Annotated in this window: 14 protein-coding genes; 2 read left to right on the top strand and 12 right to left on the bottom strand. The window is 67.5% G+C overall.

The features are described from left to right. Nucleotides 1–25: 25 nt before the first annotated feature. Both mycP and eccD read right to left on the bottom strand, forming a co-directional pair. Entirely contained in the window at nt 26–1,432 is a 1,407-nt protein-coding gene (mycP, locus tag NFL01S_RS19165) for a type VII secretion-associated serine protease mycosin (RefSeq protein ID WP_157116699.1), read from the bottom strand. After that, nucleotides 1,429–2,916: a type VII secretion integral membrane protein EccD gene (gene eccD, locus NFL01S_RS19160; protein ID WP_245670785.1), complete on the bottom strand. Its 1,488-nt coding sequence runs from the start codon at nt 2,914–2,916 to the stop codon at nt 1,429–1,431. The genes mycP and eccD overlap by 4 nt, the downstream gene beginning before the upstream one ends. Before the next feature lie 278 nt (nt 2,917–3,194). On the opposite strand from eccD, the gene eccA reads away from it, so the two are divergent. Beyond that, entirely contained in the window at nt 3,195–5,033 is a 1,839-nt protein-coding gene (gene eccA, locus NFL01S_RS19155; RefSeq protein ID WP_062977191.1) for a type VII secretion AAA-ATPase EccA, read from the top strand. 433 nt (nt 5,034–5,466) lie between these two features. Here the strand turns inward: eccA and eccB are convergent, their stop codons facing one another. After that, nucleotides 5,467–6,969 (bottom strand): type VII secretion protein EccB, encoded by a 1,503-nt coding sequence (gene eccB / locus NFL01S_RS19150; RefSeq protein ID WP_062977548.1) that lies wholly within the window; start codon nt 6,967–6,969, stop codon nt 5,467–5,469. A gap of 258 nt (nt 6,970–7,227) precedes the next feature. On the opposite strand from eccB, the gene eccE reads away from it, so the two are divergent. Then, on the top strand, nt 7,228–8,919 hold the full coding sequence (gene eccE / locus NFL01S_RS19145; protein ID WP_062977546.1) for a type VII secretion protein EccE: 1,692 nt from the start codon (nt 7,228–7,230) through the stop codon (nt 8,917–8,919). Nucleotides 8,920–9,006: 87 nt separating this feature from the next. Here the strand turns inward: eccE and NFL01S_RS19140 are convergent, their stop codons facing one another. From NFL01S_RS19140 to NFL01S_RS19100, 9 genes are all read right to left on the bottom strand, one after another. Continuing rightward, nucleotides 9,007–9,306, bottom strand: coding sequence for a hypothetical protein (locus tag NFL01S_RS19140; protein WP_062977189.1), 300 nt, complete (start codon nt 9,304–9,306; stop codon nt 9,007–9,009). 51 nt (nt 9,307–9,357) lie between these two features. After that, nucleotides 9,358–9,666 carry a WXG100 family type VII secretion target gene (locus NFL01S_RS19135; protein WP_062977187.1) on the bottom strand — a complete coding sequence of 103 codons (309 nt, stop codon included), beginning with the start codon at nt 9,664–9,666 and terminating at the stop codon, nt 9,358–9,360. A gap of 76 nt (nt 9,667–9,742) precedes the next feature. After that, entirely contained in the window at nt 9,743–10,534 is a 792-nt protein-coding gene (locus NFL01S_RS19130; protein WP_062977184.1) for an ESX secretion-associated protein EspG, read from the bottom strand. Continuing rightward, nucleotides 10,531–11,538: a PPE domain-containing protein gene (locus tag NFL01S_RS19125; protein ID WP_245670784.1), complete on the bottom strand. Its 1,008-nt coding sequence runs from the start codon at nt 11,536–11,538 to the stop codon at nt 10,531–10,533. The genes NFL01S_RS19130 and NFL01S_RS19125 overlap by 4 nt, the downstream gene beginning before the upstream one ends. An 18-nt stretch (nt 11,539–11,556) precedes the next feature. Next, the gene (locus tag NFL01S_RS19120; protein ID WP_062977181.1) at nt 11,557–11,889 is read right to left on the bottom strand and encodes a PE domain-containing protein; all 333 of its coding nucleotides are present in this window, start codon (nt 11,887–11,889) and stop codon (nt 11,557–11,559) included. Nucleotides 11,890–11,924: 35 nt separating this feature from the next. Beyond that, nucleotides 11,925–13,346 carry a hypothetical protein gene (locus NFL01S_RS19115; protein WP_062977179.1) on the bottom strand — a complete coding sequence of 474 codons (1,422 nt, stop codon included), beginning with the start codon at nt 13,344–13,346 and terminating at the stop codon, nt 11,925–11,927. Beyond that, nucleotides 13,343–13,660: a type VII secretion target gene (locus NFL01S_RS19110; RefSeq protein ID WP_062977177.1), complete on the bottom strand. Its 318-nt coding sequence runs from the start codon at nt 13,658–13,660 to the stop codon at nt 13,343–13,345. The genes NFL01S_RS19115 and NFL01S_RS19110 overlap by 4 nt, the downstream gene beginning before the upstream one ends. Before the next feature lie 99 nt (nt 13,661–13,759). Then, nucleotides 13,760–14,059: a YbaB/EbfC family nucleoid-associated protein gene (locus tag NFL01S_RS19105; RefSeq protein WP_062977175.1), complete on the bottom strand. Its 300-nt coding sequence runs from the start codon at nt 14,057–14,059 to the stop codon at nt 13,760–13,762. A gap of 27 nt (nt 14,060–14,086) precedes the next feature. Beyond that, the gene (locus NFL01S_RS19100; RefSeq protein ID WP_062977173.1) at nt 14,087–14,440 is read right to left on the bottom strand and encodes a hypothetical protein; all 354 of its coding nucleotides are present in this window, start codon (nt 14,438–14,440) and stop codon (nt 14,087–14,089) included. Between the last annotated feature and the right edge of the window lie 52 nt (nt 14,441–14,492).

The following is a 14,492-nucleotide window of genomic DNA, read 5'->3' as shown; positions in this document are numbered from 1 at the left end:
GCCGGCGGTCGATACCGGACCGTGGTTACGGGTCCGGTTCCAGGTCGAGTTCGCGTTGCGGACGGCGGAACGGGTAGGCGATCGCCGCACCGATGGCCAACGCCGACAGGCACACCACCGAACCTGCGATCGCGATCCAGCGCTGTCGCGGATCGGGGCCGGGGGGAGGAACCGGCGCGGCGATGGGCCGGGCGGCCGCCGCTCCCACTCCGACCGGTTCGGCTGGCAACTCGGCGGTGAGGGCGGCCAGCGGATCGATCAGGCCGTGCCCGATCTCGTCGTCGCGGCCGGTGCCCGGGCCATGCGCGGTGCGGGTGATCCGGTCCATCACCTGCGCGGCCGTGAGTTCGGGAAACCGCGACCGCACCAGCGCCGCCAGGCCCGCGACATAGGGCGCGGCGAAACTCGTGCCCTCCACCGACCGGATACCCTCGCTCGTCTGCACGCCGTCGACCAGTCCGGTGCCACCGGGTTTGCTGTCCAGCGAGACGATATTTCGGCCGATCGCGGCCACCTGCACCCACGGCCCGTTCAGCGACAGCTCAGAAGCCTGGCCGTTCGGGTCCACAGAGCCGACGGCGAGCACATAGGGCGAGAACCAGGCCGGGCTGGCCACCGTGGCCACCGATTCCCAGCCGGAGCCGGAGTTCTGGTTCTGGCAGGCACCGTCGCTCTGCAGGTTCCCGGCCGCGGCCACGACCACCACATTGCGGTCGTAGGCGTATTTCACCGCGGCGCCGAGAGCACCGTCGGCGGTGTCCAGCCCGGCCCGGGTGCAGGCCACCTCGGAAATATTGATCACCGTGGCACCCATGTCCACGGCGCGGACCACCGCACCGGCCAGAGTGAGCACGGTGCCGTAACCGGCGGTGCTGATCTTGCCGGGAGCGTCGCGGTTGTTGTTGTCCTTCTTCTCGTACGCCAGGCTCAGCTGGCGGATACTCAGGATCTCCGCGTCGGGAGCGACGCCGGCGAAGGCGTCGTGGGGGCTGGGCTGGGCGGCGATGATCCCGGCGACCAGCGTGCCGTGCCCATCGCAATCGACCGTGCCGTCGGTATCGGAGACGTAGTCGCCGCCGGGTTGCAACCGCGACAGCCGCGGATGCCGGTTCACTCCGGTATCGATCACCGCGACCTTCTGACCCGCGCCGCGGCTGAACTGCCAGGCCGCCGGTAGATTCAGCACCTGCTGCGATACCGGTGGCGCACTGGGTGGTGCACCGGTGAGCACCGGCTCGGCACAGACCGCGCTCTGTTCGGTGGGTTCCAGCGGGGCGGGCCGGCCGCTGATCGCCTGCGCGGCCGCCAGCCCACCCGGGTCGACGGCCGGTGGCGGTACGGCCGCTGCGACCGAGCCGGGCAGCGCCACCGCACCGAATACGGTGAGGGCACATACCATTCGCAGCAGCCGTCGCGGTGATCGAACGCTCATAGGCTCAGGTTCCGGGCCATGCCGTAGATACCCATCATCCACAGCACCAGCGGGATCACCGCCATGATCAGCGCATACTCGAAGAGCTCGATCATCCGGCGGACGACCGGGGTGACCTCGATACGCGGACCGATCACCCCGAACCCGACTACGCCGAGCGTGAAGGCGAGCAGGATGCCGGCGCAGAGCAGGATGAGACCGCTGTCGCCGAACGACAATCCGGCGATCAGCGCCACGAAGGTCGTACAGGCGCCACCGATCAGCACGGCAGCCTGGGCGATATCGGCGAACGACCGGCCTCGCAACGCCAGGATGATCGCGGTGATGACGGCCAGGGTGATGCCTTGCCAACGGTAGGGGCCCAGCGGGTCGGCGACCGCGAACGCGCCGATCACCGCGGTGGCGGTGCAGGTGGCGACGAGACCGGTCTGGAACTGGTTGGCCCGCCGGGCCCGCTCTCCCAGCCCGGCCGCGGACGGCAAGGCGGTCGCGCCGATCGCGCCGATACCTTCGATGGTCGGCCGCGGTTCGTGATCGGCCGGATCGATCGCCGCGCCCGCTGTCGGTACCGGCGGGACCGGCAACCTGGCCAGCAGCGCCGCCAGCCGCGGCACCATGGACAGGATCATGATGCCGGCGACCAGCAGTCCGGCGCCCACCTTCGGCAGGCCCGGATGCCAGAGGAGATAGATCACGGCGGTGACCAAACCGATTACCGCGGCGGCCGCCGCGCAGGAGAAGAGCGTGGCGCCCACTCCGGTCAGCCGGTACCCGAGGACCGCGGCCACCAGCAGAACCGAACTCCCCAGCAGCAGATGGGGACTGCCGAGAGTCCCCGGAACCAGCAGTCCGGCGCCACCGAACAACAGCAGCAGCCCGTCGGCCGACAACCACGTACCGGTGATCTCGTCGCCGTATCTGCGTGCGGTGATCCCCGCCGCTACCAGTGCGCCCAGGCCGGCGCCGAGCAGCGCCAGCCCCGGCGCCAGCGGATCACCGGCGCCGCGGGACAGCACCAGCACGGCCAGCGTGGTCAGTACGGCGAACAGCGAGACGACAAGGCCCATCCAGCGCGCTGCCGCGCCCGACCATCCGGTGAATTCCTCGGCCGTGAGCCGGGATACCGCATCGATCACATCGTCGAACAACGCGGGCGCTTCCTTCGCGCCGACCTTGCGCAGTACCAGGAGTTCACCGTCGTATACCTCGGCCTCGGTGAGGGTGCGACTCGGCGCGATCGCCTCGCGGCCCAGCCGGGCCAGGGTCCAGTGCTGGGCGTCGAGCGGACCCGCATCGTCCTCGGAATCCGGCAGAGCCGGGTTACGCGATTCGATCAGTGCCACGAGATCCGCGATGAAGCTCGCGATCGGCACCGTCGCGGGCAGCCCCACATCGACCTGAGTGTTGCCCCCGATCACCGAAACCCGGCTCAGCTCCGGTTCCTGCGCGCGGGTGGCGCTCGGCGTTTCGACCACTGTACTCACCTCCCCACCCACGTTCCGATCAACAATTCACGCCTCGGACGTAGACAATTCATTTTACCGCCATCCGCATTTCGTTCTCCGGTGCTGCCGCGATGCGGGACAGTGGCTGTATCAGTAACTTCCGCAATTGTCGAGCACTCCCAGCTGGATGACCTGGCGTTGCGTCCTCCCGGCAACTGAACCAATGTATCGGAGCACCGAGGCGTGCGCGATCGGTAGTCTGGTATCCAGATAATCGTTCTCTTCACGCCTATACAAGAATTCGGGGAGCGCCTGCAATGACCGGCAACCGCCAAGCTCAACGTGCATTCGACGCCGGGGTTCTGTCGCTCGGATTGTCCATCGAGGGGCAGGAGTCCGCCCGCGACCTCGAGTACGCCAAGCTGGCCTTCCAGCGCGCCACCGAATGGGATCCCGGTATGTGCGATGCCTGGCTGGGCCGGGCGGCCGCCGGTGAGCTCACCAAGGATGTGCTGTTCAACCTGCAGAAGACCTGTGACAGCACGCTGTATCGGGAGCAACGCCGGGTGGGCCTGCGGCCGCGTGAACTGGCAGGTCGCTTCCAGCCCGGCCTCTACATCGACTACCCGCTGTCCAGCCGCACCGAGATCTCCCTCGCCTGGGCCGCGCAGCTCATAGCGGACAAGGACCTGGACGAGGCGGAGCGGGTCCTGGACCAGCTCGAGCAATACCGTAAGGGCCAACTGAACGATGCCGGACGCGAAGCCGACAACCGCATCGCCGCGTATGTGCGCGGAGTGTTGCACTACACCACGCAACGCTGGTCAGACGTGATGACCGTCCTGGCGGGCTCGGCGGAATGGGACGATCCTTATCTGGCAGCGGGGGCGCATGTGATGGTCGGGACGGCCTGCGCCCAACTTGGTTTGTTCGCCGAATCGATCCGCCGGATGCAGGCCGCCGAACAAGGCCCGATCCCCGCCGCCCGGACAACCGCCATGTTCTGCCGCGGCCTGTGCCTGCGCGAAACCGGTAACGAGGACGAGGCGCAGGCCCTGTTCGAGAAGGTGTACTCGCAGGCGCCGGACTTCGAGGCCAACGCTTCGGCTATGCGCGATCGCACCTTCCGGATCACCGTCACCAGCCGCGATGTCATCGCCGCTCGCACCGATAAATGGGATCCGGCCTCCTCCCCCACGATGGAGCAGATGAACCGGGCGGAGGTGCAGGACCGCGCCAAGGAAACGTTGACCGAGGCGCGGGCGGAGCTGGATTCACAGATCGGGCTGGCCTCGGTGAAAACCCAGGTCGCCAAGTTGCAATCGACCGCACAGCTGGCCAAGATCCGCGCCGAGAAAGGGATGGCCAGTGTGCCGCGCGGCCAGCATCTGGCCTTCACCGGACCGCCCGGTACTGGTAAGACCACCATCGCCCGGGTGGTGGCCAAGATCTACTGCGGTCTCGGCCTGCTACAGACCGAGAAGATGGTGGAGGCCAAACGCGCGGATTTCGTCGGCGAGCATCTGGGCAGTACGGCGATCAAGACCAACAAACTGATAGATGGTGCGATGGACGGTGTTCTGTTCATCGATGAGGCCTACACCCTCATCCAGACGGGACTTTCCGGCGGTGACGCGTTCGGTCGCGAAGCGGTGGATACGCTGCTGGCGCGGATGGAGAACGACCGCGACCGCTTGGTGGTCATCATCGCGGGCTACGACGGTGAGATCGACCGGTTGCTCGCGGCGAACGATGGTCTGGCTTCCCGTTTCGCCAAACGTCTGCAGTTCCCGTCCTACAATGCGACCGAACTCGGACAGATCGGTGAGGTGATCGCCAAGAAACGCGATTCCGATTTGTCCGAGGCGGCACTGAAGGTGCTGATCAGGGCCTGCGACCGCTTGTACGCGATGGAGAGCACCGATCAGAGTGGACAGCCGCGCCGCGGCGTCGACCTCGCGGGCAATGGCCGGTTCATCCGCAATGTGATCGAGGCGGCCGAAGAGGAACGTGAGTTCCGGCTGGCCAACGACGAAACGCTGGACCTCACCGATATCGACGAAGCGGTATTGCGGCGTATCGAGGAACCCGATATGCGGCTCGCGCTCGCCACGGTCTTGGCATCACTGAACATCGGCTGGACCGACCCTGACTGAGCCGCTGCGACAGGCCACGAAAGGGGGCCCTGCCGCGTGATTGGTTCCAGCACCGGAGAGACTTCATGATAGGTGAACGCCGGACTACCCGTCCGCGCGTCTCCGGCCGCTCGATCCAACCCGGCTCCCACCTGCGGCCGGCAGCAGCGCAGCCACGGGTCGTTTGCTGCAGGCGAACACATTGGGCGACCGACCGAATCGCCCCGACCGGAAACCGAGACGCAGGGCGGGTCACGCCACGCGGGTCCTTCTCCGGCGCGCCCGCACTCCACACCGATGTATCGAATTCGGCGCGAGGAGTGGTGAGAAATCAGACCAGCGGCGATGCACACCACCATCTGTCCGACAGTAGTCAGCCACGGCCCACGATCCGCGACGACAGGTGTCAGCGGTTACGAAAAGCCTGGCCGAGCCCTCGCCGGGCGCGCCCGGTTCAGCCCTCCGTCAATGAATCGTGGCTGACCAGCGCCTCGCGCCGGTCCAAAGTGGGCCCTGGGACGAGCTGGCCGAGAATCGCCCAGGGCGCGAGGTGTGGGGTATCGCCGAGACCGAGGACGCCAGCGGTGGCAGGGTCGGGTACGCCGTAGCGGATTCCATTGTCGGCGACGTAGAAGAGACTCCCGCGCCGCGGACTGCCCGGTTCCATACCCGTGATCTGGACGTATTCACCGTGGGTGGGTTCGACGTAGACCGCGTCGACCCGGTCACCGCTGCTGTCCGCGGTGGCCAGCCGGACCGGTTCAGCCGAATCCGGAATCGGCAGTTCGGTCCCGATGAGCAACCCCACCGCTGCCCTTTCGCCCGGCCCGTCCCCGGCACCCTCTTCCGCGGGCGCGGTCCCCGGTGATTTCGACCAGGCGATACAGGTCACCGGTCCGTCCTCGGCCGAGACGATCTCCGGAATCTCGCCGGGAAAATCCGCCACGGGCAACCGCTGGACCACTGGGATCTCGTCGAGAACATCGGGGGGCAGCACCGGCACCTCACTCATCCCCTGTGAATCGGCGTAGCGGATCACCTCGGCGGCGAAGGGCGAGACCGGCTGCACACCGTTGGCGAGCACGACATACATCTCCGGGCGGGCGTCACCGCCGACACTCGCGACGGAAATGATCCCGCCGACCGGCACTTCGGCCAGCGGTCCCGGACCCGATTCGCCGGCGCGGTCGATGACCGGTGCCTTCAAGGGGGCGACCTGCGTGGTGGCGCCGAGGAATCCGGTACCGACCGGTCGCGGCCGGTGGGCCGGCAGGTCGAGAGCGCGGGCGACCACCGAATCGTCCGGGTCGATCTCGGCGCGTTTCCCGTCGTAGATCAGGTAGGTCTTATCGTCGCGGGTCACCAGCAAGGCTTCGGCCGGGCCGGCGGCACGGATCCGGTCGGTGAGGTTCGGGGCGCCCCCGACAACCGTGGTGGTCGCGCCGACCGCCGACGCCGCACTACCGCCCGCAGACAACTCGATGCTCTCGCACAGCGACCAATGCGAATCGCCGCCCTGCGCCGAGCCCGGCAGCGCAGCCGGGGCGCCGGGTATTCCGAGCAGCGGGCCGCGCGGGAGGTCACCCAGTTTATCGTCCTTGACCGCATGCGGTTCGGCGTTGCTGCCGGTGATCAACCGCGCGGAGGCCAGATTCAGGGCCGGGTGCAGTGTCCGGCTGCCGTCCTCCTTCTCGACCACCACATACAGTGCCCCACTGGACTTGCCGGAGACGATCAACGCATCGCCGATCGCGCCCTGCGGACGCAGGAAGGCCAGAATGGCCGCGCCTGCGATGACCAGTATGCCGAGCACCAGACCGACCAGCAGCGAACGGATCTGGGAACGCATGGGATCGTGCAGCATACGCACATCGCGGCGGACCAGGGCGTGGTCGAGTCGTCGTAGCAGGAAACGGTACCCGTTCACCTGGGCACGGGTAGTCAGCTGTGCTGGCACTCGGGACTCCATCGCGCTGTCGACCGCAATCTCTTTCGACACGGTACCGTAATTCTCGAGGGCCACGTCGGTCGAAATCAGCGATCGCGCACCGGTAAGCGAATGCGGCGGCCGAGGCAGGAACAGGCAATTGTGAACGAGACAATGAACGCTGATCAAGCTGTAGATGACATCGGTTCCGTTTCTCCGGAGCCCGAAGAAACCGACCGAACGGCTCCTCAGGATTCGGTAAATTTCCGCCGGTCGGCATACGACACCTTGCGAGATCCCGAATTCTGGTTGTTCCGCATTTTTCCACTTCGAATAGTTGTTCCCGGCATCCTGGTCGCGGCGGCGGCCGCCTGGATCGTGCTGGCGTTCAGTGAATCGGTCTGGTATTCGCTCGGCGCCGGAGCCACCGCCGGGCTCATCGGTCTGGCGCCCATCGGCGGCCGAACCCTGATCGCGCGGGTCGCCGGGATGACAGCCCGGCGCGGACAGGTCCCGGCCGAACGGCTGGACCAAGCGGCCGCGTTCGACGTCCCGCTCCCCGAGGGCGGCGGCTACGGGGTGCGCTGGGACGGAGATCTGCTACTGACCATGCTGCGCATCAATCCACCGCCGGACACCCTGACCCTTCTGCGGCCCGGCGCGCTCAACACCGAGCAGCTGCTACCGCTGCCCGAAATAGCGCGCTGCCTCGATCAGTTCGACCTCACCCTGGCTGGTATCGATGTGGTCAGCACCGGTGCGCGCACGGCCGGCACCGGTGTCGCCGCACACCTCTACGACCGGATCCTCGGCCCCCTCCCCGCGATCGCGCACCGCACCTGCTGGCTGGTACTGCGACTGGATCCGCTGGCCAACGCCGAAGCCGTGGACAACCGGGGTGGCGGCGGCGCGGGCGCCCTCCGTGCGGCCATCATCGCGACCAGGCGGGTGGCGAACCGGCTGGCCGCTCACGATATCGCCGCCTCGGTTCTCACCGCGACGGAGATGAATATGGCGGTACGCGAACTCACTCACGGTTTCGCGGTCGATATGATCACGGAATCACCCAGGTGGCTGGAATCCCAGGGTCGGCACCTTGCCCAGTATCAGATCAGCGCCGATATGGTAGGCCCGGGCGGGCTGGCCGATATCTGGACCGTGCCCAGCCTGTCGACCACCGTTACGCTGCGCCTGCGGCCAGGGATCAACCGTGACGATCCACATACCGAACTCGTCGATACCGTCGTACTGAATGCAGTGGTCCGCTTCGATACCGTCGAACCGCCGGAACGGCCGCCACTCGACGGATTACGTGAACTGTATGGAGATCAGCTCCGCATCTTGCTCGATACGCTGCCGGTCGGCTTCACGGGACGGTGGGGACGCGATATCGCCTATCGCGGCACTCTGACCGCACTGAGCGAGTTCACCGTTCCCACTGCCGGATGCGGCCAGCTCATCGGCGCGGACGACCTGGGGCAGGGTATTGCTGTCCCCCTGGTCGGTGAAGGAACCCGCCAGCTCGAGGTCATCGGCAGCCTGGACCTGGCGCAGCAGGTGATTCTTCGAGCCACCGCGCTCGGTGCGCATGCCATCGTGCATACCGCTCGCCCGGAGGCATGGCAAACGATGGTTCGGAATCTCGACACTCCCCAGTTGCTCACCATCGCGCCCCGTGCCGCGGGGGCCAGCTACCACCCGCCCGGACCACCTCCATTGCCGACGGCTCCCTATCCGAGCACCACACTGCTGGTATTCGACGGCGTCCCACCGATCGCCCATGCCGGTGGCGCCACCATCGTGCATGTGCGGCAACCGCACGAACCGCCGGCGACGGTCGATGCGGACGTTTCGCTGCTCCAGGATCCCGCCACCCCAAATCGCATCACGGTGCGCACGCCGGCGGTGACGACGACGGTGAACATGGTCACGACGCGGGAGGAAATGCATTACATCGGCGAATCACTCGCCGCTCGCTGACCCGGCCGCCGATACGGCAGCGGCCGGTTGGATCCTCATCCGATCCAACCGGCCGGTGCCGTCTGTGCACCGAAACGGTGGTTCCGGTCAGCCGAAGGCAGCGAACCCGTCGCCGATCTTCTTATCGGTCTCCAGAGCGCGCTGCAGCGCGTTTTCGACCGCGATGGCAAGCTGGTCCAGCTTGTGCAAGGTATCCTCGAGTTCGGTGTTCACCGAGGCGTGCGCGGCCGTGAAGCCCTCCTGGGCGCCCTGGCTGGCCATGGCCTGCAGGAAGTTGTCCTTGGCTGTACCCAGGGCCTCGATCTCGCCCTGGATCTTGCTGCCTTCGGTCTTCAGCGAGTCGAACAGCGCCTCCATAGTGGGACGGTCGTACAAAATATCGCTCATGTTCCCAATTCCTTCTCAGTCCAGCAATAGGTGAAGTGCCGCGAGGCAGGATCAAAGGCTGGTGTAGCCGCCGCCGGGAATGAAGGCATCCTCGTCCATGCCCAGGATCGTCTGGGTGGCGTCCTCGGTGGCCTGGGTCAGCTCGTCCAGCTTCTGATTCAGGCGGTCGGACTCGTCGCTCCACGCCTGCGAGGTGGTGACGAACGAGGCGTTCGCATCACCCTTCCAGCCCGCACGGGCCGCGTCGCTGGCCGAATCGACGGCTTTCACCGACAGCCGCAGATTTTCGATCGCTTGGTACATTTCGCCGGTCGCCTTCTTGACCAGCTCGAGGTCGAGATCAACACCCTGAGTTGACATTACGGTGTTCCTTTCCTGAGGTTGTACGTACGCCGAGATCGCGGGATCTCGCGCCGGTGGGTTGTCACCTGGGGATTTACGGTGTCAGCCACCTCCCCCCAGGGAGGCCTTCGAGCAAGGTGGCAATTGCCTGCGTCACCCGATGGTCGCTACCCGTTGTGACCGTCGACCAGATCTGTCGATCCGGCGAGACTGTGGGCGCGGCCGCGAGCCGCCCGCGATCGGTGTCATAGACCGCGACGGCGCCCGGTGCGCGCGTGCTGAGTCCGTCCTTATGGCTGTAGGCCACGATTTCGGTGAAGCCCTGGCAGGACGAGAATGCCGCGGCGAGCACCGTGGCATCGTGGTCCCCCACTCCCAGGGCATGGATGGCATCGGCGAAATCGCCGGTAGTTTCGGCAGTATCGAGCCGACCGGCGAGTTCGTCGGCCGGTGCGCTGAACCCCGCGACCTCGGCCGCCTCGGCCGGGCCCAGCGCTTCGAGCAGCGGGCGCGCCAGCGCCTCCGCTGAACCGTCGCACCAGATCGTCGCGATCTCGAAGCTGTCCCCGCAGCGTACCGCCAGGGCATGCTGTTCGCCGCGCCGGGCCAGGCACAGTCGCAGGGTGCGGTCTTCGGCAAAGCCGCGGGCCACCAGCTCGCGATCCGGTTGCGCCAGCACGAACAATGCCTGCCCGGTCTCGGCGTCGACATCGCCTTCGATATCGAAGACGCCCGCCGCAGTCAGCTCGATAACGGCGCGCTCGCGGGCTGCCTGCCACTCTTCGTAGGAGTCCTGCTGCGGCCCGACATCGAGTACCACGGGCAGGGTCTGCACGCCCATGCGGTCGGCGACCGCGAGCAGCGCGTCGTTGGTCAGAGTCGTCACGACGTACCTCCAGCCCGGGACTCCGGCGCGGGGGCCACCGGTTCGACACCACCGAGTACCGCGGGCGCGGCCCGCAGTTCGTTTTCGGCACCGAGGTGATCGCTCTCGTCACCCGGGAGTCCGGCGCGCGGGAAGCGGGACGTGTCCGGAGCCGCTCCACCGGCGCCGGCCGGCGAGCCCGGGGCGAGAGGGGCCGCCTGGGACGAGGCTCCGGCACTGGGGACCGGGGTTGTTTGCGGGGTGGTTTCCGGCGTCGTCGCCGATTGTGCGTATAGCGGGGCGCTGTAAGCAGTGGGTACCCGCGGAACGGCGCCCGGGATCGGGACGGCTCCGATACCCATCGATCCCAGCGAAACACCGCCCCGGACACGCGGCGCCGGTGCGGGCGCGGCGGCATGCTCGGCGGCCAGCGCGGTCTCCGGCGCCACCACCGGCGGTGTGGTCTGCTGCCAGGGCAGCGCGAGGGGTTCGGTGGCCTTCTCGTAGTTCTCCATGACCCGGGAGGCCACGGCCTTCGCCACGTCGGAATCTTTGTCCGTCTCGGCCGCGACAGCTTTGATCGGCGCACCGACCATTCCGCCGACCGATTCGAGCATGCGCTGGACCTGCTGGATCTGTTCGATATCGGCGGTATGCGGCATCGCCAGCCGCGCCACTTCGTAGGCGGCAACCTGCGCCTGGAACCGCGCCGCGTTGGCCGCGGCGGCCCCCGCCGCTTCCACCAGCCAATCCCGCAGTGCCGAAATACGCTGCAGTACTTCGCTACTGCGGCCCGATCCCCATGCGCCGCGAATTTCGACGACGGCCTTGTCGTATTCCACCACCGCCGCACCGATGGACGCGGCCAGCCGGGTCCAGGCCTGGACGGCCTCGGCCATCGGCACCGAACCGGCGCCGGTGGTGAGCTCGCGGGCCAACCGGTCGGCCGGACGTGCGGGCCACACCACACCGGTGAAGCCGGGCCGTGGTGGTTCGATCATCGCCAGGAAATATCCTTCGCTCATCGGCACTGTGGGGGCCGGTCAGGCCTTGGGTCCGCCGAGGTCGGCGGCGTTATCGGACTCCATGCCGTCGAACCGGTTCGTGCTGAGCCGCAATGTGGCCGCCAGTTTGCGCATTTCCTGCACGCCGGCCTGGGCACTTGTCAGATAGGACGTCGCCACATCGTTGTGGGTCTGCGACGCCCGGCCCGACACCTCGTCCGAACCCGCCGGCACCACGGTCAGCGCCTCCTGAACCGCCGCCAGATCGGCGGCGAGCCGATCTGCCAGCGCATCCAGGCCCGACGATGCCTTCCCGGCGGCGGCCGGGTCGAATCGGACGCCGTCGTACACCTCACCCATCTCGTTCTCCATGAGACCCTCCTGTGTGTCCCGGTTGCCGGCTCGCGTCAGAGCGTGAGTTCCTTGTCCGGCGGGGGTTCCGAGGTCGATTCCGCGGCACCGACCACCGGTACGGCGATACCTTCGATCGGCCCGACCACTTCGTCACCGTGTTCGGCCGAGACCGCGCCACGCGGCGAACCGTCGGTGACCGATTCACCGTCGCGCGCCATCCCCGCGGCTCCCATACCCGCTCCGCCCATCGGCATATAGCCCGGGCTGTTGCCGCCGGCCGAACTCGTTCCCGCGGGAGCTGCCGCGGACGACATACCCGCGACCGAACCCGGGGACGTTGCACCGAGGGTTCCGACAGGACCGAGCGGCCCGGGCGCCGCCGCCCTGGATCCCGGGAAAGCACCGAGTGGAGCGGGTGCGGCACCCACCGCACCACCGGCACCGACGCCCCCGCCGGCACTCAGACCGCCCGGCGTACCGGGCTTATCGGTATCCGGTGGGCCGGGTTCACCGCTACTGGGCTCACCACCCACCGGTTTCGGGGCGGATAGTGCGGTATTCGCGGGCGCCAGTTTGCCCAGCGCCTGCGCGGCCTGGCTCGCGGAGCTGATCAGCGGCGTAACCACACCGATCATCTGCATGAGCTGGTTCATCTGCTGGCTCGGATCGACCCCGGTCGGCGCGTTGGTGATCTTCACCTTCTCGCCGGTCTGCGCCAGTGCCGCACCTTCGACACCGAGCTCGGTTTTGGTTTTGACGGTGATGGCCAGTGCTTCGGTCGCCGCCTCGATCGCCGAGGCCACCAGGTAGGCCGCACCGCCACCGGACGTCGCGTAGAGGGGGGCGAGTGCCAGTTTCGCGGAGAACGCCCCGATTACCACGGCCATTTCCCCGCGGCCGATCGCGACACTGGTGGCCCCCTTGGCGAGATGCAGTTTTTCCCCGGTGCTCTGCGCTTCGAGCTTCGCGGCATCGGTCTGCGCCTGACCCGCTTTCTCCGCGGCCTCCCTGGCCCCCATGCCCTGCCAGAGGCTCATCGCGGCCTGCAGCGCGGAGGTACCGACCTGCATGACGGTCTGCATCACTGTCGACACCTGCGCCAGCAGCTGCGTCGGATCCACACCCGCCGGCGGGGCCGGCGCGGCCGCCGGATGCCCCTCGGTGGCCGGTGCCGGAGCCGGTCCGCCCAACTGTCCGGAGCCGAACGCAGCCGCCAGATCGGTGAGCGGTCGCATGAGCGCACTCAGGTCGAGCATCGGCAGCGGCGGTAGCTCCGGTAGCCCTGGCAGGTGACCGAACGCCGGCAGCTCCGGCAGATTCGGCAGGCCCATGCTGTCGAGGATGTCGTTCACCGGCATATCGAGCATGGGCGCGAGCGCGCTACCCCGAAGCAGCTCCAGGATGGCCGGGTCCAGGGGATCCGCGCCGCCCGGCGGCTGGGCGCCCGGGAGCGGGGCCGCTCCTGGAGTGCTCATGATCCGGGATTCACCGCGCCGATATTCGCTGCATTACCCGCGTCGGTGAGCTCGTAGTTCGCGGCGGCCTGATGTGCGGTGAGCGCGGTACCGGCGTGCACCGCGGCGAGTTCGGCGACCGAGGACAGATGGTTGGCCTGCCCGTAGGCGAATGCGATCAGGAATTCCTGGCCGATGAGCCCGAACGCCGGTACCGCGAACCCGACCGTCGCCGCCTGATCGACGCCGGCGGTGGTGGCGATTCCGGCGGCCATGGCCGCGGATTCGCTGCCATACAGGCGAACCGCATCCGGTACAACATGCACATTGTTCATGTCTTGTGTCCAATCCCGAAACATCCCACAATGTTTCGACGTCAACAGTACCCAGCGGGCACCTCCGGCCGGGACCGCCGACCGGTTAACAGTCGGTGACTACCTCGTGCTTTCCGAATTGAAGGTGTCGATCAGGGCGGCCTTCTCGGCCATCGCCCGCGCGGCGGCCGCCCGCGCGGTCTCGACCAGCGTTTTCTCGAACTCGCTGGGGCTCAGTTTGTTGATCCCAGCGGTGAAGTGCAGCCCGACGGGGGCCGCGTTTCCGTCCACTTCCACCGTCACCGAACCGTCCGGTGAGGTCTCGCCGACCACGATCGCGCCCATCGCTTCCTGCAGGTCGGTCAGCCGATAGACCTGCTGCTGCACCCGGGCGATGAGTTCGTCCATCGTTTCGACCATGACATCCCCTCGAAATCCCTTCCGGACCTATACAGAACGAAGCCAGCTCTCCGGTTCGGTCTCGTATTCCTGCTCCTGCACCAACTCCTGGCGGGCAACCTGCTCCTCGGTCGGCAGACCCGCCAACTTCAGCATTTCGCTGGTGAAACCCGCTTCCTGCAGCTGTTTACGGCGCGCGAGGCCGGCACGGGCCGCGGACTGTCTGCACAGCCGCAACAGCTCACCGGCCAGTGCATCGGGGTCGCGGCGGAGTTCACCGGGCTCGACGGATACCGCCACGGGCAAGCCCGTTTCAGTGGTCCGGATCCGGATCGAACCGGTGAGCGAATGGGCGGTGAACTCGGTAGGGAACTCGAGGCCCCCCGGACTGTCCGCGCTCATCGTCCTCCTCCTGTGTCGATGGTGGCGCAGGGCCGAGGCCCCGGCGCCCCCG

The sequence above is a fragment of the Nocardia flavorosea NBRC 108225 genome (assembly GCF_001613385.1).
GTDB lineage: Bacteria > Actinomycetota > Actinomycetes > Mycobacteriales > Mycobacteriaceae > Nocardia > Nocardia flavorosea.
The sequence above is the reverse complement of the archived record's forward strand: the minus strand, read 5'-3'. Positions and strand labels throughout refer to the sequence as shown.